The organism is Sinomonas flava (genome assembly GCF_039531875.1).
Lineage (GTDB): Bacteria > Actinomycetota > Actinomycetes > Actinomycetales > Micrococcaceae > Sinomonas > Sinomonas flava.
In genome coordinates this window covers 244,756-267,772 of the sequence record NZ_BAAAQW010000003.1, presented here as the reverse complement: position 1 = coordinate 267,772, position 23,017 = coordinate 244,756, and the positions used below count along the sequence as shown (strand labels likewise).

21 protein-coding genes and 1 pseudogene are annotated in these 23,017 nt (G+C 71.8%); 16 read left to right on the top strand and 6 right to left on the bottom strand.

Annotation, left to right across the window (positions count from 1 at the left end; all coding sequences use genetic code 11):
* The 6 genes and pseudogenes from ABD298_RS03950 to ABD298_RS03925 all read left to right on the top strand — a co-directional run.
* Positions 1–325, top strand: a pseudogene (locus ABD298_RS03950) (thiamine-phosphate kinase); the annotation flags it as partial.
* A gap of 22 nt (positions 326–347) precedes the next feature.
* Positions 348–1,340 carry a DAK2 domain-containing protein gene (locus tag ABD298_RS03945; RefSeq protein WP_344298367.1) on the top strand — a complete coding sequence of 331 codons (993 nt, stop codon included), beginning with the start codon at positions 348–350 and terminating at the stop codon, positions 1,338–1,340.
* Positions 1,330–3,573: an ATP-dependent DNA helicase RecG gene (locus ABD298_RS03940; protein ID WP_344298366.1), complete on the top strand. Its 2,244-nt coding sequence runs from the start codon at positions 1,330–1,332 to the stop codon at positions 3,571–3,573. Before ABD298_RS03945 ends, ABD298_RS03940 begins: the two co-directional genes overlap by 11 nt.
* A gap of 18 nt (positions 3,574–3,591) precedes the next feature.
* Positions 3,592–4,191, top strand: coding sequence for a 16S rRNA (guanine(966)-N(2))-methyltransferase RsmD (gene rsmD / locus ABD298_RS03935; protein ID WP_344298365.1), 600 nt, complete (start codon positions 3,592–3,594; stop codon positions 4,189–4,191).
* Positions 4,188–4,574 carry a hypothetical protein gene (locus ABD298_RS03930; protein ID WP_344298364.1) on the top strand — a complete coding sequence of 129 codons (387 nt, stop codon included), beginning with the start codon at positions 4,188–4,190 and terminating at the stop codon, positions 4,572–4,574. Before rsmD ends, ABD298_RS03930 begins: the two co-directional genes overlap by 4 nt.
* A 67-nt stretch (positions 4,575–4,641) precedes the next feature.
* On the top strand, positions 4,642–4,842 hold the full coding sequence (locus tag ABD298_RS03925; protein WP_208709005.1) for a hypothetical protein: 201 nt from the start codon (positions 4,642–4,644) through the stop codon (positions 4,840–4,842).
* A 9-nt stretch (positions 4,843–4,851) separates the two neighbouring features.
* On the opposite strand, the gene ABD298_RS03920 is transcribed toward ABD298_RS03925, so the two are convergent.
* Positions 4,852–5,622 carry a spermidine synthase gene (locus tag ABD298_RS03920; protein ID WP_344298363.1) on the bottom strand — a complete coding sequence of 257 codons (771 nt, stop codon included), beginning with the start codon at positions 5,620–5,622 and terminating at the stop codon, positions 4,852–4,854.
* A complete protein-coding gene (locus ABD298_RS03915) occupies positions 5,619–6,815 on the bottom strand; it encodes an aminotransferase class I/II-fold pyridoxal phosphate-dependent enzyme (protein ID WP_344298362.1) in 1,197 nt (398 codons plus the stop codon). The genes ABD298_RS03920 and ABD298_RS03915 overlap by 4 nt, the downstream gene beginning before the upstream one ends.
* A 68-nt stretch (positions 6,816–6,883) precedes the next feature.
* On the opposite strand from ABD298_RS03915, the gene coaD reads away from it, so the two are divergent.
* From coaD to smc, 6 genes are all read left to right on the top strand, one after another.
* The gene (coaD, locus tag ABD298_RS03910) at positions 6,884–7,375 is read left to right on the top strand and encodes a pantetheine-phosphate adenylyltransferase (RefSeq protein ID WP_208712766.1); all 492 of its coding nucleotides are present in this window, start codon (positions 6,884–6,886) and stop codon (positions 7,373–7,375) included.
* A 147-nt stretch (positions 7,376–7,522) separates the two neighbouring features.
* On the top strand, positions 7,523–8,053 hold the full coding sequence (locus ABD298_RS03905; protein WP_344298361.1) for a YceD family protein: 531 nt from the start codon (positions 7,523–7,525) through the stop codon (positions 8,051–8,053).
* A 31-nt stretch (positions 8,054–8,084) separates the two neighbouring features.
* Positions 8,085–8,288: a 50S ribosomal protein L32 gene (gene rpmF / locus ABD298_RS03900; protein WP_066498296.1), complete on the top strand. Its 204-nt coding sequence runs from the start codon at positions 8,085–8,087 to the stop codon at positions 8,286–8,288.
* Between the two features lie 18 nt (positions 8,289–8,306).
* On the top strand, positions 8,307–9,005 hold the full coding sequence (rnc, locus tag ABD298_RS03895) for a ribonuclease III (protein ID WP_208712764.1): 699 nt from the start codon (positions 8,307–8,309) through the stop codon (positions 9,003–9,005).
* A gap of 15 nt (positions 9,006–9,020) precedes the next feature.
* Complete coding sequence (gene mutM, locus ABD298_RS03890; RefSeq protein WP_344298360.1) at positions 9,021–9,971, top strand: bifunctional DNA-formamidopyrimidine glycosylase/DNA-(apurinic or apyrimidinic site) lyase; 951 nt, start codon at positions 9,021–9,023, stop codon at positions 9,969–9,971.
* 107 nt (positions 9,972–10,078) lie between these two features.
* Positions 10,079–13,675: a chromosome segregation protein SMC gene (gene smc / locus ABD298_RS03885; RefSeq protein ID WP_344298359.1), complete on the top strand. Its 3,597-nt coding sequence runs from the start codon at positions 10,079–10,081 to the stop codon at positions 13,673–13,675.
* A gap of 6 nt (positions 13,676–13,681) precedes the next feature.
* On the opposite strand, the gene ABD298_RS03880 is transcribed toward smc, so the two are convergent.
* On the bottom strand, positions 13,682–14,533 hold the full coding sequence (locus tag ABD298_RS03880; protein ID WP_344298358.1) for an enoyl-CoA hydratase/isomerase family protein: 852 nt from the start codon (positions 14,531–14,533) through the stop codon (positions 13,682–13,684).
* Positions 14,530–15,786, bottom strand: coding sequence for a CaiB/BaiF CoA transferase family protein (locus ABD298_RS03875; RefSeq protein WP_344298357.1), 1,257 nt, complete (start codon positions 15,784–15,786; stop codon positions 14,530–14,532). The genes ABD298_RS03880 and ABD298_RS03875 overlap by 4 nt, the downstream gene beginning before the upstream one ends.
* Before the next feature lie 150 nt (positions 15,787–15,936).
* Here ABD298_RS03875 and ABD298_RS03870 point away from each other — a divergent pair, with 150 nt between their 5' ends.
* Complete coding sequence (locus ABD298_RS03870) at positions 15,937–16,875, top strand: LysR family transcriptional regulator (protein WP_344298356.1); 939 nt, start codon at positions 15,937–15,939, stop codon at positions 16,873–16,875.
* A gap of 93 nt (positions 16,876–16,968) precedes the next feature.
* Here ABD298_RS03870 and ABD298_RS03865 read toward each other — a convergent pair whose 3' ends face one another.
* Positions 16,969–18,366: an MFS transporter gene (locus ABD298_RS03865; protein WP_344298355.1), complete on the bottom strand. Its 1,398-nt coding sequence runs from the start codon at positions 18,364–18,366 to the stop codon at positions 16,969–16,971.
* A gap of 153 nt (positions 18,367–18,519) precedes the next feature.
* On the opposite strand from ABD298_RS03865, the gene ftsY reads away from it, so the two are divergent.
* Positions 18,520–19,734, top strand: coding sequence for a signal recognition particle-docking protein FtsY (ftsY, locus tag ABD298_RS03860; RefSeq protein ID WP_344298354.1), 1,215 nt, complete (start codon positions 18,520–18,522; stop codon positions 19,732–19,734).
* 31 nt (positions 19,735–19,765) lie between these two features.
* Here the strand turns inward: ftsY and ABD298_RS03855 are convergent, their stop codons facing one another.
* On the bottom strand, positions 19,766–20,980 hold the full coding sequence (locus tag ABD298_RS03855; RefSeq protein WP_344298353.1) for an MFS transporter: 1,215 nt from the start codon (positions 20,978–20,980) through the stop codon (positions 19,766–19,768).
* 287 nt (positions 20,981–21,267) lie between these two features.
* Here ABD298_RS03855 and ABD298_RS03850 point away from each other — a divergent pair, with 287 nt between their 5' ends.
* Complete coding sequence (locus ABD298_RS03850) at positions 21,268–22,659, top strand: ammonium transporter (RefSeq protein WP_344298352.1); 1,392 nt, start codon at positions 21,268–21,270, stop codon at positions 22,657–22,659.
* On the top strand, positions 22,656–22,994 hold the full coding sequence (locus tag ABD298_RS03845) for a P-II family nitrogen regulator (protein WP_344298351.1): 339 nt from the start codon (positions 22,656–22,658) through the stop codon (positions 22,992–22,994). Before ABD298_RS03850 ends, ABD298_RS03845 begins: the two co-directional genes overlap by 4 nt.
* Positions 22,995–23,017 lie beyond the last annotated feature (23 nt).

Sequence of the window (23,017 nt, the reverse complement as noted above, 5' to 3'; positions counted from 1 at the left end):
CATGGACCTCTCCGACGGCCTGCTCAAGGACGGCGACCGCATGGCGCGGGCGAGCGGCGTCGTGCTGGACCTCGACCCGGCGGCGCTGGAGGAGCATGCCGGCAGGCTCGCCGGGCCGGCGGCGGCGGTGGGAGCGGACCCCCTCACATGGATCCTCGGCGGCGGGGAGGACCACGGCCTTCTCGCCGCATTCCCTGCCGCGTCCCAGCTCCCGGAGGGCTTCGCTGCGATAGGCTCGGTGCTGCCTGCGAACGGCGGGACCGGCGGGGTCGCCATCGGCGGGCGCCCCGTGCAACCGAGCGGATGGGATCACTTTGCACGCTAAGATCGCCTCGAATGCAACGGCCATGCGCCGCTGGCTCGCGGATGCGGAGACCGTCCTCGCCAACCACAGCGACCGCCTCAACGCGATCAACATCTTCCCCGTCGCCGACGGCGACACGGGCACCAACCTCTACCACACGGTGAGGGCGGCGGCGCTCGCCGCGGCCGGGGACCCGCGCACGGACCTGGGCGAGCTCCTCGGGGGGGCAGGACAGGCTGCCATGGAGGAGGCCTGGGGCAATTCCGGAACGCTCTTCGCGGTGTTCCTCGACGCCTTCGCCGCCTCCCTCAAGGGACACACGCGGCTCAGCGGGCCTCTGCTCGCCACCGCGCTCCACCGGGCCCAGATTCGCGCGTGGTCGGCGCTGAGCGAGCCGGTCTCCGGGACCATGCTCTCGGTCCTCGAGGCCGCCGCGGAGGGCGCCGCCTCGACCGAGGCCTCGGAAGCCGGCGCGGACAGCAACCACGCGCTCGCGGCGGTGCTCGACGCCGTCGTGGAGTCGGCCCTCGGCGCCGTGGTCGACACCGAGGCGCAGCTCGGCGTGCTCACGAGCGCCCGGGTAGTCGACGCCGGCGGTGTCGGCCTCCTCCTTGTCCTCGCCGCGCTGCGCTCCGCCGTTCTCGGGGAGGGCCTCGCCGAGGACACCCTCGAGGCGCTGCACGGCTTCCGCGTCCAGGACCCGCACATCCACGGAGACCAGCCGGAGGCGCTGGGCGTCGAGCTCATGTGCACCGTGACCCTGAGCCCGCTCGACGCGGCCGGCCTGCGCCAGCGTCTGGACGAGATCGGCGACTCCGTCATCATGAGCCCGGTCGGCGCGTTCGACGACGGTTCGGGGGTCTGCCGCTGGCGGGTGCACGTCCACGTCGCGGACCCGGACGACGCCCTTGCCCTCATCCGGTCCGTCGGAGAGCCTGAAAGGGTTGCGTTCACGGAGCTCCACGCCGCGGATCCGGCGGCCGCGGACCGGCGTGAGGCGGACCGGCTCGCAGAGGGCGGGCCGCGTGCCAGCTGAGCGTGACCGTGACCTCGGGCGGCTGCTGGGGGCACCCTCCGCCAGGAAGCTCAAGGACCAGCTGGGGCTCACGACGGCGGGCGACCTCCTCGACTACTTCCCGCGCCGCTACGCCCAGCGCGGCGAGCTCACCCCGATCGCCCAGCTGCCGCTCGACGAGGACGTGACCCTCCTGGCCCGGGTCGTGAAGGCCCAGAGCCGGCGGATGGCGACGCGCAAGGGCAGCATCACCGAGGTCCTCGTGACCGACGGATCCTCGCCAGGGGGCTACGACGGCCGCCTCGACACGATCAGCCTCACCTTCTTCAACAGCTTCGCCGCGTCCCGGCAGCTCGTCCCGGGGACGGTGGCCATGTTCTCGGGCCGTGTGGGCCGCTACCGCGGGAACCTCCAGCTGACCAACCCCGAGTACGTCCTCCTCGACGACGAGGATGATGCCGGACTCAGCGCCGAGGAGCTGGCCGAGCGCCCCATTCCGGTTTACCCCGCCACCGCCAGGCTGCCGAGCTGGAAGATCGCCAAGTCCACCGCGACGCTCCTGGGGCAGATCGACCTCGAGGCCCTTCCCGACCCCCTCCCCGACGAGCTGCGCCGCCGCCGCCGGCTGCCGGGGATCGCCGACGCGTACCGCATGATCCACACGCCAGCGAGCATGGACGAGTGCACACGGGCACGCCGCCGCTTCCAGTACGAGGAGGCGCTCGTGCTCCAGACAGCGCTCGCGCGCCGCCGTGCGCAGCACGCGCTCCTGCCCTCCCGGCCCAGCCCCGCGCGACGCGGCGGCCTACTCGACGCGTTCGACGCCCAGCTGCCGTTCGAGCTCACCGCAGGGCAGCGGGAGGTGGGCGAGGAGCTCGCTGCCGAGCTCGCGGCCGCGCACCCCATGAACCGCCTGCTGCAGGGCGAAGTGGGTTCGGGCAAGACCGTGGTCGCACTGCGGGCGATGCTCCAGGTGGTCGACGACGGGGGCCAGGCTGCGCTCCTTGCGCCTACCGAGGTGCTCGCCGCCCAGCACCACGAGTCGATCCGGCGCACCCTCGGCCCCCTCCTGAGGGACGGGATGCTGGGGGCCGCCGACGGCGTGGAGGTCGTCCTGCTCACGGGCGGGCAGAGCTCGGCGGAGCGCAAGCGCGCGCTCCTGTCTGCAGCGAGCGGACAGGCCGGGATCGTGGTGGGCACCCACGCGCTGCTGTCCGAGCAGGTCCAGTTCGCCGACCTCGGGCTCGTCGTCGTGGACGAGCAGCACCGCTTCGGCGTGGAGCAGCGCGACGCGCTGCGCGCCAAGAGCCTCGCAACCCCGCACCTGCTCGTCATGACGGCGACGCCCATTCCCCGCACCGTGGCGATGACCGTCTTCGGCGACCTCGAGACGTCCGTGCTGCGCGAGCTCCCGGCGGGCCGGGCGCCCATCGCGACCCACGTCGTCGGCCTCGTCGAGAACCCCGCGTGGGAGCGCCGCATCTGGGCCCGGGCCCGCGAGGAGATCGACGCCGGCCGGCAGGTCTACGTCGTCTGCCCGACCATCGGCGAGGCGGGAGAGGACGAGGGCGACCTCGACGCGCTCGACGAGGCCACGTGGGGCGATTCTGCCCTCGCAGCCTCGGCGGGGGAGCCACCGCCGGCGGTCTCGGTCGCCGCGGCGGCCGCGCAGCTGGCCCAGGAGCCGGCCCTGTCCGGGGCCAGGCTGGGCATCCTGCACGGCCGCCTCGACGCCGGGGACAAGGCGGCGGCGATGGAGTCCTTCGCCGCCGGGCGCACGGACCTCCTCATCGCGACCACGGTGGTCGAGGTCGGGGTCGACGTGCCGAACGCCACCCTCATGGTCGTGCTCGACGCCGACCGGTTCGGCATCGCCCAGCTCCACCAGCTCCGCGGCCGGGTGGGCCGCGGGGGATTCCCCGGGACATGCCTCCTCGTGACCTCGCTCGAGCCCGGGCACCCGAGCCGCGAGCGCCTCGAGGCGGTCGCCTCCAGCGCAGACGGATTCGTCCTCGCGCAGAAGGACCTCGAGCACCGCCGCGAGGGCGACATCCTCGGAGCCACCCAGTCTGGACGACGGTCAACCCTCCGCCTCCTGCGCGTCCTGCGCGACGCCGACGTGATCGAGCTGGCGCGCGGAGACGCGCTCGCCATCGTCGGGGACGACCCTTCCCTCGATCGCCACGCACCGCTGCGCGACGCCATCGAGGCCTACCTCGAGCCGGAGAAGGAGGTGTTCCTCGAACGTGGCTGATGCAGTTCGTGAGGCACGATGAGCAGGATCATCGCCGGGATTGCCGGAGGGACGACCTTGGCCTCGGTCCCGGGTTCAGCGACCCGGCCCACGACCGACCGGGTCAAGGAGGCACTCTTCTCACGCCTTGAGGCGCTCGGGATGATCGCCCGCGCCCGGGTTCTGGACCTCTACGCCGGATTGGGCGCGCTCGGCGTCGAAGCCGTGAGCCGCGGCGCCTCCACCGCGGAGCTCGTCGAGTCCGAGGCGAAGGCGGTGGCAGCGTGCCAGCGCAACGCGCGCACGGTGAACGACGCCGTCGGGCGCCGCGCCGTCACGGTGCACCGGGCCAAGGTGGGCGGCTTCCTCGAGCAGACGATGCCGGGCCGGCACTGGGACCTCGTCTTCATGGACCCGCCCTACCCCCTCGCCGACGAGCAGCTCACGCGCGTCCTCGCGGCCCTGTCCCCGCACCTCGCGGAGGATGCCCTCGTCGTGGTGGAACGGTCCTCACGCTCGCCTGAACCGGACTGGCCCGCCGGCCTCCACCACTACGCGGACCGCAAGTACGGGGAAACCCGCCTGTGGTTCGCGGAGCCGTACCCGGCCCCGGCTGCCGACGGCGAGGTGAGCGCATGATCGACCTCACGGCCACGCCCCTCCCAGTGCAGTCCACGGCCGCTGCGGCCGGACCCGCGTGGTGGGAGATCGTCTCCGCCCTGGCACCTGTCGGCACCCTCGCCGCAGCCGTCGTCGCGGCGGTCGTGGGCCTGAATACCATCCGCCAGCGCTCCTACTCGGACCGCAGGGCCGAGTTCTGGCGTCGCGCCGAATGGGCGCTCGAGGCGTCCGTGTCGCCCGACCCGCAGATGCAGGCGATGGGGACGATGGTGCTCGCGAGCCTCGCCAAGAGCGACCTCATCGCGAGCGACGAGGAACTCCAGCTCCTCGACGCCGTCTGGATCGACCCGATCGCGGAGGCGGAGGAAGCTGGGCTCGACGAGGAGCTCGGCGATGCGTGACGCCGCCCCGGGACCCGGGGGATACTGGAGGGAGCGCGGGACAGCACGGGCCACGGAAGGAGAGGCAGTGAGCAAGCACGAAGCACTCCCCGCCGATCAGGGAGACGGCAGGCACGCGTCCGAGGAGACGCCCGAGCGCAGGCCCGGCTCGTCGGATCGCCGGGTGCAGATCGCGGCTGCCCGCCTCCGCGTGGTCCTCGACGAGCGCCTCAACCGCCCCACGCCTGAATGGGTCAAGCGCCTCGCGGAGCAGAAGCTCGCGAGCTGATCCGGCGTCTCAGCCGGCGAGCGGGTCCAGGTCCATCCCCCGCACGAGGAGGGTGGGGTGCGGTCCCGCGGCGGGCAGCGCCGTCGTCCATGTGTCCGGCCAGGACCCCGGCAGTCCGATGGCCACGATGTTGCCGGGAAACCGCGCCGTGAACATGTCCGGTTCGGCGAGCGCCGCAACATCCCTGAAGACGCCGCGCATCGCCGCGACCTGCGAGTGCACGAGCGTGAGGGGCGGGTCGTCGCCGATGTTGACCAGCATCGCCCCATCCTCGGCCAGGAGCGCGGCGGCCTCGGCGTAGAAGTCAGGGTGCGCGATGTGCGCGGGCGCATCGGGCCCCGAGAAGATGTCCAGCGCGATCACGTCGTAGGGCCCCCGCCCGGCAGCGGCGGGAAGCTCCCACCGGGCGTCCCCCAGATGGAGCGCCAGGTCGGTCCCCGCTGGCAGCGGGAGCTGTTCGAGGACGAAGTCCACTAGCTCGCGTTCGAGCTCGACTGCGGTCTGGACCGAGCCCGGGCGGGTCGCCTCGATGTAGCGGGCGAGGGTCAGGGCGCCAGCCCCCAGGTGGAGGGCACGGAGGGGCGTCCCGGCCGGGCGGACGGCGTCCACGACGTTCGCCATCCGCCGAAGGTAGGCATAGAAGACGTGGGCAGGGTCGGCGAGGTCCACGTGGGACTGCTCCGCGCCGCCGATCGAGAGGATGAAGGCCCCCTCCACGAGGGGATCCGCGTCCACGCTCGCATGTGCCCCGATGCCGCGCAGGTAGCGCGAGGCGCTCACACGCGGTCCGCGAGCAGAGCGAGCCTCGACGCAGCCTCGGCCAGGAGCGGTTCCTTCTTGCAGAAGGCGAAGCGCAGGAGCGAGCGAGTGCGCTCCGCGCCCTCAGGCTGGCAGAACACCGAGACAGGGATCGCGGCCACGCCGACGAGCTCGGGCAGCCGGCGCGCGAGGTCCAGGGCATTCTCGATGCCGAGCGCCCTCGTGTCGGTGGTGATGAAGTAGGTGCCCTCCGGCACGAACACCTCGAGCCCGGCGGCCCGGAGCCCCTCGGCGAGGATGTCCCGCTTCGCCCGGAGCGATGCCGCGATGCCGCGGAAGAACTCGTCGGGGAAGCCGAGGCCCATCGCCACGGCCTCCTGGAACGGGGTTCCCGAGCTGTAGGTGAGGAACTGCTTGATGGTGCGCACCCGCGCCACGAGCTCCTCGGGTCCTGTGACCCAGCCGACCTTCCATCCCGTGAACGAGAACGTCTTGCCCGCCGAGGAGATCGTGAGGGTCCGCTCGGCGGCTCCGGGAAGCGTGGCGACAGGGACGTGCGGCTCGCCGAACACGAGGTGCTCGTAGACCTCGTCGGTGACGATCACGGCGTCGTGCTGTGCGGCGAGTTCGACGACGCGGGCAAGCACCTCCCGCCCGAACACGGCGCCGGTGGGGTTGTGGGGGTTGTTCACGACGACGACGCGCGTGCTCGGGGTGAACGCCGCCTCAAGCTCGGCGAGGTCGGGCTGGAAGGCCGGCGCGTGCAGGGGGACCGTGACGTGCCGGGCGCCGGCGAGGGCGATCATCGCGCCGTAGGAGTCATAGAACGGCTCGAAGGTGAGGACGTCGTCCCCGGGTCCTGCGAGCGCGAGGACCGCCGCGGCGATCCCCTCGGTGGCGCCCGTCGTGACGATGGCCTGCTTCCACGGGTCCAAGTCGATCCCGTAGAAGCGCGCCTGGTGCGCGGCCACCGCCTCCCGCAGTCGGGGGATGCCCTGGCCGGGGGCGTACTGGTTGGCGCCGGAGAGGATCGCGGACCGTGCTGCCTCGGCCATCTCGGCCGGACCGTCCTCGTCCGGGAACCCCTGACCGAGGTTGATGGCCCCGTGCCGCACGGCGAGGGACGTCATCTCCTCGAAGATCGTCACGCCGAGCTGGCCGTCCTCGCCGAGGAGGTTCGCCCCGGCCGCTGTTCGCTGCCACGCGGATGTCATCCGCCCATGCTATCCGCCGGGGCCGCGCCGGCCTGCCCGCGGCTGGGGGCATGCAGTATGTTGGCCGTATGCGACGCGCGGTGTGCCCTGGCTCTTTCGACCCCATTCACAACGGGCACCTCGAGGTCATCGCGCGGGCCGCCAACCTCTTCGACGAGGTGATCGTGGCGGTGTCCACGAACTACGCCAAGAAGTACCGGTTCTCCCTCGAGGAGCGCATTGCGATGGCCCGGCGGACCCTCGGTGCGATCAGCGGCATCACGGTCGAGCCGATGGGGGAGGGCCTCCTCGCCGAGTACTGCCGCGAGCGCGGCGCGAGTGCCATCGTCAAGGGCCTGCGTTCGAGCTCCGACTTCGACTACGAGCTGCCCATGGCGATCATGAACCGGCAGCTCACCGGGGTCGAGACGGTGTTCCTCCCGGCCGAGGCGCACTACGTCCACCTGTCCTCGACGCTCGTCAAGGAAGTGCATGACCTGGGGGGAGACGTCTCCGAGTTCGTCCCCCGTTCCGTCCTCACGCGGCTCGCCGACACTGCGCCTGGCCGCGCCTCCGCCTGATTCCCGCTACACTGGACGGGCACAGCAGCACGCCACGCTGTCCAAGCACGCCCGGTCCCGGTTTGGGCCGAACGAGCGGGCACGATAGGATAGCGTGTCGGTCTATGTTCTACAGGAGTTCTCATTAAGCGCGAAGCACGTTCGCCTTTGATGTTCGACGTCAAGGACCTCGGGCGCAGCCCGGGGACTATGCGGACCCTCACGGAGCATGTACCCGCACCGGGTGATCTCGGTGTGGCGCTCATCGGCGTCAAGGAAGGGTCCCCCGTGGACCTCGATCTGAAGTTCGAGTCAGTGCACGAGGGGATCCTGGTCTCGGGAACCGCGCACGTCACCGTGACGGGTGAATGCGGGCGATGCCTGGATCCCATCGAGTACGGACTCGATGCCGGAGTGCAAGAGCTTTTCTTCTTCGAGGGCATGGGGCACTCGGACGGAGAAGACGATGAAGAGCAACGTCGAGTCGAGCACGAGTCCATCGATCTTGAACCGGTGTTGCGGGACGCAGTGGTACCGCTGCTGCCGTTCCAGCCGGTGTGCCGGGAAGACTGCGAGGGTCTCTGCTCCGAATGCGGGGCGCGCCTCGCGGACGAGCCGGGGCACCACCATGAGGTCGTCGACCCCCGGTGGGCTGCCTTGGCAGATCTGGTGAAGCCAGACCGGCACGACGATGAGTAAGTGTTGGCACTAAGAGAGAAATGAGTTAGCCGTGGCTGTTCCCAAGCGGAAGATGTCTCGCTCGAATACCCGCGCCCGCCGCTCGCAGTGGAAGGCGTCCGTCCCGACGCTCGTCAAGACCGTCGAGAACGGTCGCGTGACGTACAGCCTCCCGCACCAGGCGAAGGTCGTGACCGACTCGGCCGGTACCGAGCTGTTCCTCGAGTACAAGGGCCGCAAGGTCGCCGACGTCTGAGTTGGCGGCATCTCGCGCATGAGCCCTCATGACGAGCTTCTGAAGCGTCTCGGCGTCGTGATCGACGCCGAGACGCTTCGTCTTGCCCTGACACACCGCTCGTTCGCCTACGAGAACGGCGGCATTCCGACCAACGAGCGCCTCGAGTTCCTCGGCGACTCGATCCTCGGCTTCTCGGTGACCGACCTGCTCTTCCGCGAGCACCCCGGCCTGAGCGAGGGCGAGCTGGCCAAGCGGCGCGCCGCCGTCGTGAGCACGCGCGCGCTCGCGTCCATCGCCCGCCGCCTCGGTGTCGGCGAGTACATCTACCTCGGCCAGGGCGAGAAGGTCACCGGCGGGAAGAACAAGTCCTCGATCCTCGCGGACACGATGGAAGCGCTCATCGGAGCCACCTACATCTCCAACGACCTCGAGACCGCCCGGCGCTTCGTCGTCAGCCTCATCGCCCCGCTCCTCGCGGACGCGGCGGTGCTGGGCGCGGGGACGGACTGGAAGACCCACATCCAGGAACTCGCGGCCAACCGCCAGCTCGGGCAGATCCACTACGCCGTCGTCGGCGAGGGCCCCGACCACGCGCGCGTGTACACGGCCACGCTGCTGATCGGCGGCACGCCGTACGGGACCGGGACCGGGAACTCCAAGAAGGAAGCCGAGCAGCAGTCGGCCGCGAACGCATGGAAGGTCCTGGGCCCCCAGTCTCAGGACGCGCGCGCCTAGGACCGGCGTCCGGCAATGCCCGAACTCCCCGAAGTCGAGGTGGTCCGACGTGGCCTGGCCTCCTGGGTCGCCGGGCGCACCGTGGAGGACGCCCAGGTCCTCGACCCGCGTTCCGTCCGCCGGCACGCGCTCGGCCCCGAGGATTTCCGCGGCCAGCTCGAGGGCGCGACCGTCCTCGACGCCGTCCGCCGCGGCAAGTACCTCTGGCTGCCGCTCGCGGGGCCCGCGGATCCGCCCGATGCGGCCCCGCACACCGCGCTCCTGGCCCACCTCGGGATGAGCGGACAGCTCCTCGTGGAGGACCCTGGGCAGCCCCTCGAGAAGCACCTCAAGGTGCGCCTCTCGCTCAGCGAGGCCCCCGGGATGCCCGGCGAGCTGCGCTTCGTCGACCAGCGCATCTTCGGCGGCCTCGCCGTCGTGCCACTGGTCCCTACGCACGACGGCGGCGCCGGCGGCCGCTCGGAGTCCCCCCGTCCGCTGATCCCGGCGGAGGCCGCGCACATCGGACGCGACCCGCTGGACCCGCTCTTCGACCCGGCCGCGTTCCACGCGAGCCTGCGCTCGCGCCGCACGGGCATCAAGCGCGCCCTGCTGGACCAGCGCCTCGTCTCCGGAATCGGCAACATCTACGCCGACGAGGCCCTCTGGGGCGCCCGCCTCCACTACGCCAGGCCCACGGACACGCTGCGCCGCAGCGAGACCGCCCGGCTCGTGGAGGCCGTCCGCGCCGTCATGGAGCGGGCCCTCGCGGCCGGAGGCACGAGCTTCGACTCCCTCTACGTCAACGTCAACGGCGCGTCCGGCTACTTCTCGAGGTCCCTCGACGCCTACGGCCGGTCCGGGCGCCCCTGCCGGCGCTGCGCGGCCGAAGGGGACGTGGGGGTGGTGGTCCGGGAGCCGTTCATGGGCCGCTCGTCCTACCGGTGCACGCGGTGCCAGCCGGTCCCGCGCAACGCCCGCTGGTAGCGGATCCCCGCCCGGACCCTGCGGCACACCGCTCGCGATGACGGGCCGGGGGAGCGCGGGAGCGTAGATTAGGGCATCATGCCGGCAGCACGAAAGCCTAGGAAGCCTTGCACCTCAAGACCCTGACCATCCGGGGCTTCAAGTCCTTCGCCTCCGCGACGACGTTCGAGTTCGAACCGGGGGTCACCGCCGTCGTCGGCCCCAACGGCTCCGGCAAGTCCAACGTGGTCGACGCGCTCGCCTGGGTCATGGGTGAGCAGGGTGCGAAGACGCTGCGCGGCGGCAAGATGGAGGACGTCATCTTCGCCGGCACGGCGGGCCGGCCCCCGCTGGGCCGTGCGCACGTGTCGCTCACGATTGACAACGCCGACGGGGCCCTGCCCATCGAGTACAGCGAGGTCGCGATCTCGCGCACGCTGTTCCGCGCCGGCGGCAGCGAGTACGCGATCAACGGGAGCCCCTGCCGGCTGCTCGACATCCAGGAGCTCCTCTCCGACTCGGGCCTCGGCCGCGAGATGCACGTCATCGTGGGCCAGGGGCAGCTCGACCGGATCCTGCACGCCACCCCCGAGGACCGTCGCGGCTTCATCGAGGAGGCGGCGGGGATCCTCAAGCATCGCCGCCGCAAGGAGCGCACGCTCCGCAAGCTCGAGGCCATGCAGGCGAACCTCTCCCGGCTCTCCGACCTCACCGCGGAGCTCCGCCGCCAGCTCGGGCCGCTCGGCCGCCAGGCCCAGGTGGCGCGCCGCGCCCAGACGATCCAGGCCGACGTGAGGGACGCCCGTGCCCGCCTGCTCGCGGACGACATCGTGACACTGAAGGACGCGATGGACGCTGAGGAAGCGGACCACACCGCCCTCGACGCCCGCCGTGCGGAGGTCGAGCGCGAGCTCGACGGCGGCCGGCGCGCCCAGGCTGAGGCCGAGCGGGCCGCCGCGGCTGCAACCCCGCAGGTCAATGCGGCGCGGGAGACGTGGTACCGGCTCGCTCAGGGCCGCGAGCGGCTGCGCTCCCTCGCCTCCCTGGCCGAAGAGCGGCGTCGGCTCCTCGGCTCCTCCGATGCCCCGGTCCGGGGACGCGATCCCGAAGGCCTCCAACGCCAGGCCGATGCGCTCCGGCTCGAGCTCGAGGCTGCGGTGGAGACCGTGGAGGTGCGCTCCGAGGCCCTCGCCGCCGCGGAGGAGGAGCGGGCCGGGGCCGAGGACGCGGCGGCAGCCGAGGACCGGCGGCACACGGCGCTCCTGCGCGCGCAGGCAGACCATCGCGAGGGCCTCGCCCGGCTCGCGGGACAGGTCGCCGCGGCCCGGGGCCGCGTGGAGTCAGCGGAGGGGGAGATCGGCCGGCTCGAGGAGTCCCTCGGCTCGGCCGGCGAGCGCCAGCGCCACGCCGAAGCAGAGTTCATCGCGCTCGAGACGCAGATGGCCACGGCCGAGGCGGGGGAGGAGGACCTGGACTCTGCGTATGAGGAGGCCGCCGCGGAACTCGAGGCGGCGGAATCCGCGAGGGCGGCGCTCCTGGACCGGCGCCACCGCGCGGGGGCCGAACGGCAGGCCCACCAGGCCCGGCTCGAGGCCCTCGCCGCGGGCCTGAGGGACCGCGACGCCACGGGAACGGTCGCCTCCTCCGCCCGCGGGGTCCTCGGGCGCGTGTCAGACCTCCTCGACGTCGAGCCCGGGTTCGAGTCGGCCGTCGCGGCCGTGCTCGGCCCGCTCGCCGAGGGGCTCGCGATGGACGGCCCGGAGGCGGCAGCGGAGGCGCTCGCCGCGCTCAAGTCGGACGACGCCGGCCAGGCCGCGCTCGTCGTCGGCCGCCCCGCGCAGGACGCGCCCACTCGTGGTGCATCCGGCGCGGCGCGGCTGCCGGAGGGGGCACGGTGGCTCGCCGAGGTCGTCGAGCCGGACCCGCGGATCGCGGCCGCCACCGCTCGCCTGCTCCACACGGCCGTGGTGGTGCGCAGTCTCGCGGACGCTCTCTCCGTCGCCGAATCCCACCCAGATCTCACCGTCGCAACCTACGACGGCGACCTGGTCACCTCCGCCGCGCTGCGCGGCGGCTCTGCGGGATCACCGTCCACGATCGAGCTGCAGGGGCGCATCGAACAGACGCGGGCCGCGCTGGACGCCGCCCAGGCGGAGTACGAACGGTGCGGATTCGGTCTGGCCAGCGCGCAGGAGCGGGAACGCTCCGCCCGAGAGGCCGCCGAGGCGGCCCTCGCGGAACTGCATCACTCGGACGCCACCTTCGCCGCCGTTGCGGAGCGGCTCGGGGCGCTCGGAGCGCAGCTGCGGGGCGCCTCGGCGGAGGAGGAGCGGCTCAGGGCGTCCCTCGCCGCGGCCCGATCCACGCTGGACGCCGAGCAGGTGGCTCTCGAGGCCGCCGCGGAGCGCCTCGAACTCGCTGAAGAGGCCCCCGACGCCGACGAGCCGACGTCCGAGGAGCGGGACAGGCTCCAGGCCCAGGCCGTGGCCGCCCGGGCCCGCGAGCTCGAGGCGCGGCTCTCGCTGCGCGCCGCCGAGGAGCAGCAGCGCTCCCTCGAAGCCCGCGTGACCTCCCTGGAGCGGGCCGCGGAGTCGGAGCGGCGGGCGGCCGAGGAAGCGCGGCGGCGCGCGGAGCGGCGGGCCCGCGAAGCTGCCCGGGCGGGCGCCGTCGTCGCCGCCGCACGCAGCGGGCTCGCAGCCATGGACGCCGCCGTCGACGAGGCCGCGGGCGAGCGCGACACCGCGGAGGCGAACCGATCCGAGATCGATGAACGGCTCGGCATGCTGCGCCGCCGCAACGACGGCCTGGCCCGGGAGCTTGCGGAGCTCAACGACGCTGCCCATCGCGACGAGCTGGCCCGCGCCGAGCAGCGCCTGCGCCTCGAGGCCCTGGCCGAGCGGGCGGCCGACGAGCTGGGACTCGCCGTCGCGGCCCTCGTCGACGAGTTCGGGCCCCACCGCCCGGTGCCTGTCCCGCCACAGGAGGAGGGAGACAAGTGGGCGGCCCTGCGCGTCGAGGTCGACGACGACGGCAGTCCCCTCGACGCCGGTGTGCCGTTCGTGAGGGCCGAGCAGGAGAAGCGCCTGAGGAAGGCCGAACGGGACCTGGCGGCACTGGGCAAGGTGAATCCGCTCGCGCTCGAGGAGTTCGCGGCCCTCGAGGAGCGCCACCGCTTCCTGGCGGCGCAGCTCGAGGACCTCCAGTCGAGCCGAAAGGACCTGCTGAAGATCGTCGCCGAGGTCGACGAGCGTGTGCAGCGCGTCTTCGCCGAGGCGTTCGCGGACACGTCCGTGCAGTTCGAGCGGGTCTTCGCGCGGCTCTTCCCGGGCGGCGACGGCAGGCTCGTGCTCACCGACCCGTCGGACCTGCTCACCACGGGGATCGAGGTCGAGGCGCGGCCGGCAGGCAAGAAGATCAAGCGCCTTTCGCTGCTCTCGGGCGGCGAGCGGTCGCTGACGGCGGTCGCACTCCTGGTGGCGATCTTCAAGGCGCGTCCGTCGCCGTTCTACGTCATGGACGAGGTCGAGGCGGCCCTCGACGACACGAACCTCGGCCGGCTCATCACGGTGTTCGAGGAACTCCGGGAGTCGAGCCAGCTGATCGTCATCACCCACCAGAAGCGCACCATGGAGGTCGCCGACGCGCTCTATGGCGTGTCGATGCGCGGCGACGGCGTGTCGACCGTGATCAGCCAGAAGCTCGAGCGCGTCGACGCCGGGGCCTGACCCGCCTTACCCCCGGCGGCGCTGGACGGGCACGGACCACTCGAAGGCCGGCGGCTCCTTCGCGAGGAAGGCCTGGATGCCGATCCTCGCGTCAGGGCCCAGCTCCATTTCGCGCTGCCAGTGCGCGCTCACTTCCCCGACGTTCTGCGAACAGGCGGCGACGCTCTCGACGAGTGCCTTGTGTGCCCGTGCCGACAGCTGCGAACGGTGCGCGATCCCCTCTGCGAGGCCGAGGGCGGCATCGTGGACGTGGCCCGCGGGGGCCACCTCTTCCACGAGTCCAATCCGGAGGGCCTCGTGCGCGTCGACGAGGTCCCCGGTGAAGAGGAGCCTCTTGGCGGTGGCAGGACCGACGAGTCGGACGAGACGCGCTATCCCGGACGTGGGGTACACGATGCCCAGCTTGGCCGGGGTGATGCCGATGAACGCGTCCGCTGCGGCGATGCGTAGGTCGCAGGCGCCGGCGATCTCCCAGCCGCCGCCGACGCAGTACCCGTCGATGGCGGCGATTGTCGGCTTGCTGAAGGAGGCCAGGGCCTCCTCCGCGGCGGTGAGGTCTCCGCCGTCGCGCGCGCTGCCGTCTCCGCGCAGGATCGAGGCGACCTCGGAGATGTCCGCGCCGGCGGAGAAGGTTCCTCCTGAGCCCCGGACGACGAGGACCTTGATCTCCGGATCGGCGTCGAGCGACCGGAGGGCCGGCCCGAACTGGCGCCACATGTCCTGCGACAAGGCATTCCGCCGGGCGGGGTTGTCGATGATGAGCCGCGCCACCGCGCCGTCGCGCTCGACGACGAGACGCCCCTGCTCCCGCCCGGGCCGGGCGGGGCCGGGTGCCTGGGCCAGGGTCCTCGCGCTCATGCCGGCACCTTCGTCCCGTCCCCGGCCATCCGCACGACGCCGGCGTCCGCCAGCGCGGTGATCTGGTCCTCCGTGAGTCCTGCCCCCTCGAGCACCGCGCGGGTGTCCTCGCCCAGGGACGGCGGCGCCTTGCGCACCGGCAGCGGCGCCCGGTCGAGCGAGAGCGGCCCGCGCAGGAGCGGCAGCGGCGATCCGTCCGCACGCTCCACGGTCGTGACCATGCCGAGCGAGGAGACCTGTTCGTCGGCGAATGCCTGGGCGTACGTGTAGATGGGGCCCGTGGGGATCTTGGCGTCGCGCAGGGCTGCGAGCCACTGGCTCGCGGGACGTCGCCGGAGCCTGTCCTCGAGGGCGTCGGTGAGGGCGGCGCGATGCTGCCCGCGGAGCGCGCCTGTGCGGTAGTCGGGGTGGTCCGCGAGATCGGGGGCCTCGACGAGCGCGCACAGCTGCCTCCACTGCCGCTCGTTCCCGACGGCGATGATGATGGGGATGTCCGCCGTCGCAAAGACGCCGTAGGGGGACAGGACGGGGTGGTTGTTGCCCTGCGGGGTGGGGACGCGCCCTGTGCTGAGGTAGGCCTGCCCCTGGAACGCTGAGAGCGAGAGCGCGGATTCCAGCAGGGACGTCGCCACCTGGGAGCCGTGGCCTGATCCGTGGCGGCCCACGAGCGCCGCGGCGATACCGAGCGCGAGGTAGATCCCGGAGACCATGTCGATGATCGGGACGCCCACGCGGGTGGGGTGGTCGGCATCCGGGCCGGTGACCGACATGAGCCCGGACATGCCCTGGGCCACCTGGTCCAGGCCGGCGGACTGGGCCAGGGGGCCGCTCGTCCCGAATCCGCTGACGGAGGCCACGATGAGGCCCGGCTTCGTGTCCCTGAGCGCGTCGGGGTCCAGCCCCATCTCGCTGAGCACTCCGGGCCGGAAGTTCTCGACGACGACGTCGGCGCCGACGGCCAGGTCCCAGAGCAGCCTGCGGCCTTCCGCGGAGTAGAAGTCGACGGCGATCGACGACTTTCCGCGGTTCGTGGAGTCGAAGTACAGGCTGTGCTCTCCCTCGAACGGGGGCCAGGAGCGGCTCGAGTCGCCGCCCGAGATGCTCTCGACCTTGACGACTTCCGCGCCCAGGTCGCTGAGAAGTGCCGTGGCCCACGGACCAGCGAGTGCCCGGCTCAGGTCGAGGATGCGGACTCCGTCGAGTGGCAGCCGCGGCGCGTGGCCGCTCGGGAGCGCTCGGCTCGTGTCGTTCATGTCTGACTCCTGGGATGAGGTCTGTGGGCGGCGCCCGACGGCGCGTTCTCGGACCGCCGTCTGGCCGTAGGACTACCATCGCGCTCCTGCTACAGTGCATACAAGAACAATTCAGGCAGACTATATGTGCACGAACGCACGGGAGGACCTGTGGTCGAGTTCAAGGGACTGCCCAGTCCGGACGACCTGCTCATCCTGCTCACCGTCGCGCGCCTCGGCCGGTTCACCGCGGTGGCCGAGGCGCTCGAGACGACGCACACGACCATCTCGCGTCGGATCACCGTGCTGGACAAACGGCTCGGCGGCCGCACCCTCGCCCGGACGCCGCAGGGCTGGGAGCTCACCGAACTCGGCCGCCGCGCAGTACAGGCGGCCGAGGGCATCGAGTCGAGCCTCGGCAGCCTGTCTGCGCGCCTGACGAACAAGCGGGAGTCGCTGACGGGCCTCGTCCGTGTCGGCGCCTCCGACGCCTTCGGGGCGCTCTTCGTCGCTCCGGCGCTGGCCCGGCTCCAACAGGACCACGAGCTGCTGAGGGTCGAGCTCGTGACCGCAACTCGGCGGCTGAGCCAGAACCGGTCGGGCCTCGACCTCGAGGTCGTCCCTGGGACCGCCGAGGCGCCGCGGATCCAGGCCGTCGCCGTGACGGACCACGTCCGGCGTCTCTATGCAGGACGGGAGTACATCCGCCGGCGCGGGATGCCGACAGGGGTCGAGGAGCTCGCGGGCCACTCGTTCGTCGGCTACGCCGAGTCCGCCCTCGAGGTGTCGGAGCTCGCCTACGGGCGCCAGAGCGTGACGGGCGAGGCCGCGTCGTTCCAAGCGACGAGCATCTTCCCGCAGGTCGAGGCGGTCCGCGCGGGGGCCGGGATCGGCCTGCTGCCCGAGTACGTGGTCCGTGGCGACACCGGTCTCGTCCCGGTGCTGCACCACGAGATCGAGCGCCACGTCCGCTTCTGGGCCGCCGCCCGGTCCGAATCGATGCGCTCGCCGGCCGTCCGCGCCGTCGTCGCGAGCCTCATCGACGAGGCACGGAGCCGGCAGGATCAGCTCCTCCCTCGTCCCCGCGTCTGGGACGGACAGCTCGAGTGAGGATCAGCTGGGTCGGGCGGCGCGCGGCGGGGGCGGCCACGCTGTCAGCCCGGCCGCCCCTCCATCTCTGCGGTGATGCCCCGCGGTGCCCCCTCAGCGCGTCGGGAGGTCCTGCAGGGCCGAGCCGTCCCGCCCCGCGGCGCGCCCGTCAGCGGCCGCCATGCGGGCGGCGTGCGCCGCGTCGAGCTCCCGCAGGTCGATCCCCTTGGTCTCCTTCAGGGCCAGCACCGCGATGATCGTGACGACGCAGCTCGCGAGGAGGTAGAGGGCGATCGGAACAGAGGATCCGAACGCGCCCAGGAGCGCCGTCGCGATGATCGGCGCGAGCGAGCCCGAGAGGACCGACGTGACCTGCGAGCCGATCGACAGCCCGGAGTAGCGCATGCTGGTCGGGAACATCTCCGCCATGATCGAGGGCTGGCCCGCGTACATGAGGGCGTGGCTGGCGAGGCCCAGCACGATGGCCGCGAGGATCAGCCCGTCCTGCCTGCTGTCCATCATCGGGAAGGCGGCGAAGCCCCAGGACGCGCCCACCACGGCGCCGACGAGGTAGGTGGGCTTGCGGCCCCACGCGTCAAGCAGCTTCCCGGCGGCCGGGACCATGAAGCAGTGGATCGCGTGGGCGACCAGGAGCAGCAGCAGGACGTGCGAGGTGTCCATGTGCAGGATCACCTTCAAGTACGTGATGGAGAACGTCACCACGAGGTAGTAGATGACGTTCTCGGCGAACCGGATTCCCATCGCAGCCAGCACGCGGCGCGGGTACCGGCGGACGACTTCGAGCACGCCGGAAGGCCCAGCGGCCTCCTCCTGCTCCTGGGCGGCCTCGAGGAAGATCGGCGCGTCGCTGATCTTGGTGCGGATGTAGTAGCCCACGACGACGATGACCGCCGACAGCCAGAACCCGATGCGCCAGCCCCACGCGAGGAATCCCTCTTGGCTGATGGTGGCGGAGAGGATGAGGAGCGCGGCCGTCGCCAGCAGGTTGCCGAGCGGCACGCCCGTCTGGGGCCAGGAGGCCCAGAAGCCGCGCGACCTGTTCGGGCTGTGCTCCGCGACGAGGAGTGCGGCGCCGCCCCACTCGCCGCCCACGGCGAAGCCCTGGATGAACCGGAGGGTGACCAGGGCCAGCGGCGCCAGGTAGCCCCACTCGGCGAAGCCCGGCAGGCACCCCATGAGGAACGTCGACGCTCCCACGAGGATGATGCTCAGCTGCAGGAGCTTCTTGCGGCCGAGTTTGTCGCCGAAGTGGCCGAACACGAGGCCCCCCAGCGGCCGCGCGACGAATCCGACGGCGTAGGTGAGGAAGGCGTCCATGATCCCGTCGAGCTCCGAGTGGGCGTTCGGGAAGAACATCTTGCCGAAGACGAGATTGGCGGCGGTGGCGTAGAGGAAGAACTCGTACCACTCGACGACGGTCCCCGCCATCGACGCAGCGACGACCCTTCTGAGCCCCGATGTCACCGGCTCTGTCCCGCTTCTCTGGACCATGGATGTCTCCTTCGACTTCTCAGCACTGGCATGTGACGGCTGCCACATCAGGTGTCCCGAGTATGTCAACGCCCTGTGTGCGGAACAACGACAGTTCCCGCAGAGTCAATGAACGAAAATGCACTGTCCGGCCGCTGTGAGAAGCTAGGAACCGTGACAGACTTCTCCGCCCTGCTGCCCGTCATCATCATCGTCGGAATTGTGGTCCTCGTGATCGCCGGGATCGTCGTCGGCCTCGTGAGCGGCCGCCGGAAGAAGATCGACTACACCGGCACGCGCGACGCCAACGACCAGGTCATCGCCCCCGAGCGGCCAGGCTCCGTCGAATCCGAGCCTGCCCCCACCGGGGTCGGGACCCTGCCGCCCCCCGCGGAGCCCCAGGAGGCGCCTGCGGAGGATGTCCTCGACGAGGCCGTCATCGAGCGCGTCCCCACCGAGGCCCCCGCCCCCGTCGCCGGCCGCCTCATCCGGCTGCGCGAGCGGCTCGCCAAGAGCAACAGCATCTTCGGCAAGGGACTCCTCGCGCTCCTGTCGAGCGACAGGATCGACGAGGGCGTGTGGGAGGAAGTCGAGGAGACGCTCCTGCTGGCGGACATCGGCACCGATGCCAGCATGGACCTCGTGGACACCCTCCGCGAGCGGGTCCGGGTCATGGGGACGCGCAGCCCGGAGCATGTCCGCGCCATGCTGCGCGAGGAGCTCGTCAACCTCGTCGATCCCACGATGGACCGCACCCTGAACGTCGCGCGCACGGACGGCAAGCCTGCCGTCGTGCTCGTGGTGGGCGTCAACGGCGTGGGCAAGACCACGACGGTCGGCAAGCTCGCCCGCGTGCTCGTCGCCGAGGACAAGGACGTGCTCCTGGGCGCCGCGGACACCTTCCGGGCGGCCGCCGCGCAGCAGCTCGCCACATGGGGCGCCCGTGTGGGAGTGCCCACGGTGAAGTCGGACGTCGACGGCGCCGACCCGGCCTCGGTCGCGTTCGAGGCCGTCAAGTCCGGCATCGAGCAGGAGGTCGACGTCGTCATGGTCGACACCGCTGGCCGCCTCCAGAACAAGGTCGGCCTCATGGACGAGCTCGGGAAGGTCAAGCGCGTCATCGAGAAGCAGGCCGACGTCGACGAGGTCCTCCTGGTCCTCGACGCCACGACGGGCCAGAACGGCCTGGCCCAGGCAAAGGTCTTCGCCGAAGTCGTGGACATCACCGGAATCGTCCTGACCAAGCTGGATGGCACAGCGAAGGGCGGCATCGTCGTCGCGATCCAGAAGCAGCTCGGCGTCCCCGTCAAGCTCGTGGGCCTCGGCGAGGGCCCGGACGACCTCGCCCCGTTCGACGCCGAGTCGTTCGTGGACGCCATCCTCGCCTGACCCGCCGCTCCGGCGCGCGGAGCGTCGCGCTTCAGCCGTTGTGGGTGCGCACGACGGCGTCGGCCTCCTGGGCGGGCCGGCGGCCGCCCGCCCAGAGCGGCACGGCCGCAAGCAGGCAGGCCCCCGAGACCGCGAACGCCCACCCATAGCCGACCCCGTCAGCGAGGGCGCCGGCAGCGAGCGGCCCGAGGATGCTGCCGATGTCGGCGGCCATCTGGAACACCGCGAGGGGGCGGCCGCCGCTGCGCTCCGAGCCGATCGAGTCCGCGACGGTGGCCTGGAGCGACGGGCCGAGGAACCCTGAGCCGAACCCCGCGGCGATGGAGAGCGCGAAGAAGACGCCCTCATTCGGGCTCACGCCCAGGAACGCCGTGGGGAGTGCGGTGGCGATGAGGCCGAGGACCGCGACGGGCCGGCGCCCCCACCGGTCGCTCAGGCGTCCCGTGAAGGTGAGCGCCGAGGCCGTGCCGAGGGCGAAGAGCGCGAGCGCGAGGCCCGCCGCCTGGGAGCCGGCGCCGAGCGCGGCCGTGACGAAGAGCGGCACGAGCGCCATGCGGATGCCGAAGGTCGCCCACCCGTTGGCGAAGTTCGAGCCGACGGCGGCCCGGTACGAGGGCTGCCCCAGCGCCTCGGCGAGCAGCAGCGGCGGGCGCGCGGGCGCCGTCGTGCGCGCCGTCCCGCCGCGGCCCAGCAGGAGGTGGACGACCGCGGCGGCGACGACGAGCGCCGCGGCGTAGGCGAGGAAGGGCACGCGCAGCCCGAAGCCTGCCAGCAGGCCGCCGAGGACCGGGCCGGTGATGCTGCCGAGCAGGAACGAGGACGCATAGAGACCGCTCACGCGGCCCCGGGCGTCCGGCGGCGCGAGCCGGACGATGAGTCCGGAGGCGGAGATCGTGAACATGGTCGAGCCGATTCCGCCCAGTCCGCGCACGGCGAGCAGCGTCCAGTAGTCCGGGGCGAAGGCGCAGGCGGCACTCGAGGCCGCGACGAGCAGGAGGCCCATGACGTACACGGGCCGCTCGCCGAGCCGGTCCACGAGGGAACCGGCGGCCGGCGCGAGCGTGAGGCGGGCCAGGGCGAAGGCGCTCACGATCACCGAGGCGGCCGTCGCCCCGACCCCGAAGCTCGTCGCGAGCTGCGGGAGGACCGGGGAGACGAGGCCGAAGCCGACGGCGATGACGAACGCCGCCGCGACCATCACCCAGACGTCGCGGGGCACCGGGACTCGTGCAGAGGTGCGGGGCATGGGTCAACCCTAAGTGAGGCGAGCCCGCGGGCGGCCTCCGGCGGAAGACAGGGCGGGGACAGGCTGGCGACCGGCGGCGTGGGCCGGCAGAGCCCGCGGAAACATCCCGGAAACATCCCGGTGCCCGCACGTTAACGCGCCGAAGCAACTTGTAACGGACGCGCAATGTGGCCCGCGTCTCGCCGAAACACCCGGGGAGGAATCTGTTCTCAGTGGCCCGAACCGCCCGCGGACAGCGCGGCGGCGCAGGGCCGGAGAGTTCCGTCCATCCCCCGAAAGGCAAGGCCATGACCCCCACCCTCAGCGCGGGCGACACCGCTTGGGTGCTCGCCTCGGCAGCACTCGTGTTGCTCATGACGCCCGGGCTCGCGTTCTTCTACGGCGGTATGACGCGGGCCAAGTCGGTCCTGAACATGATGATGATGAGCTTCGGAGCGATCGCCCTCGTCGGCGTGCTCTGGGTGCTCTTCGGCTACTCGATGTCGTTCGGCTCCGACTGGTTCGGCGGTCTCGTCGGCAACTTCGACAAGTTCGCCCTCCACGGCATCCTCTCCACAGGTGACGATATGCCGCTGGCCGGCACCATCCCCGAGCTTGCCTTCGTCGGATTCCAAGGCGTCTTCGCGATCATCACGGTTGCGCTCATCTCCGGCTCGATCGCCGACCGCGCCAAGTTCGGCGCCTGGATGGTGTTCGCCTTCTTCTTCGCGATCCTCGTCTACTTCCCGGTTGCGCACTGGGTCTTCGATGCCAACAAGGACGCCGATGGCAACTTCATCGGCGGCTGGCTCAACGGCCTCGGGGTGATCGACTTCGCCGGCGGCACCGCCGTCCACATCAACGCCGGTGCGGCCGGCCTGGCCCTCGCGCTCGTCCTCGGCAAGCGCAACGGGTTCGGCAAGGACCCGAACCACCGCCCGCACAACCTGCCGTTCGTGATGCTCGGCGCCGGCCTCCTGTGGTTCGGCTGGTTCGGCTTCAACGCCGGCTCCGCCCTCGGTGCCAACGGCGTCGCGGCATTCGCGTGGATCAACACCCTCGTGGCACCCTGCGCCGCGGTGCTCGGCTGGCTCGTGGTCGAGAAGCTCCGCGACGGCCACGCGACGTCCCTGGGCGCGGCCTCGGGTGCCGTGGCAGGTCTCGTGGCAGTTACACCGGCCTGTGCCGCGATCAGCCCGCTGTGGGCCATCGTCCTCGGCCTCCTCGCCGGCGCGGCCTGCGCCCTGGCTGTGGGCCTGAAGTACCGCTTCGGGTACGACGACTCGCTCGACGTGGTCGGCGTCCACCTCGTCGGCGGCATCATCGGCACGCTGTTCATCGGCCTTGCCGCCAACCCCGGCGCCCCCTCCAAGGGCGAGGGACTCTTCTACGGTGGAGGCTTCGAGCTCCTCGGCAAGCAGGCGCTGGGCGCCGGGTCGGTGCTCCTCTACTCGTTCGTCCTCTCCCTCGTGATCGGCTGGATCATCAGCAAGACGATGGGCTTCCGCGTCTCGAGCGAGGCGGAGGAGGCCGGCGTGGACATCGCCCTCCACGCCGAGACGGCCTACTCGGCGAGCTCGGCCGGCACGGGCTTCCACCCGCTCGGTGCGAAGGCAGAGGCGGAGGTCGCGGCCTTCAATGCCGACGACCTGCTCACGGCGCCCTCGGCGAAGACCACGGAGAAGAAGGTCAAGGCATGAAGCTCATCACAGCGATCGTCCGGCCCGAGAAGCTCGACTCCATCCGCGAGGGCCTCGAGGCCTACGGGGTCCAGGGCCTGACCGTCAGCTCCGCGAGCGGCTACGGCCGCCAGCGCGGATACACGGAGGTGTACCGCGGCGCCGAGTACAGCGTGGACCTGCTCCCGAAGATCCGGGTCGAGGTGCTCGCGACCGACGAGCAGGCCGACGACATCCTGGACGTCATCATCACCACGTCCAACACCGGACGCGCCGGAGACGGCAAGGCCTGGACCGTCGACGTCCACGAGGCGGTCCGGGTCCGCACCGGGGAGCGCGGGGCGGCGGCCATCTAGGGCCCATCCACCCAAGGCGGGAG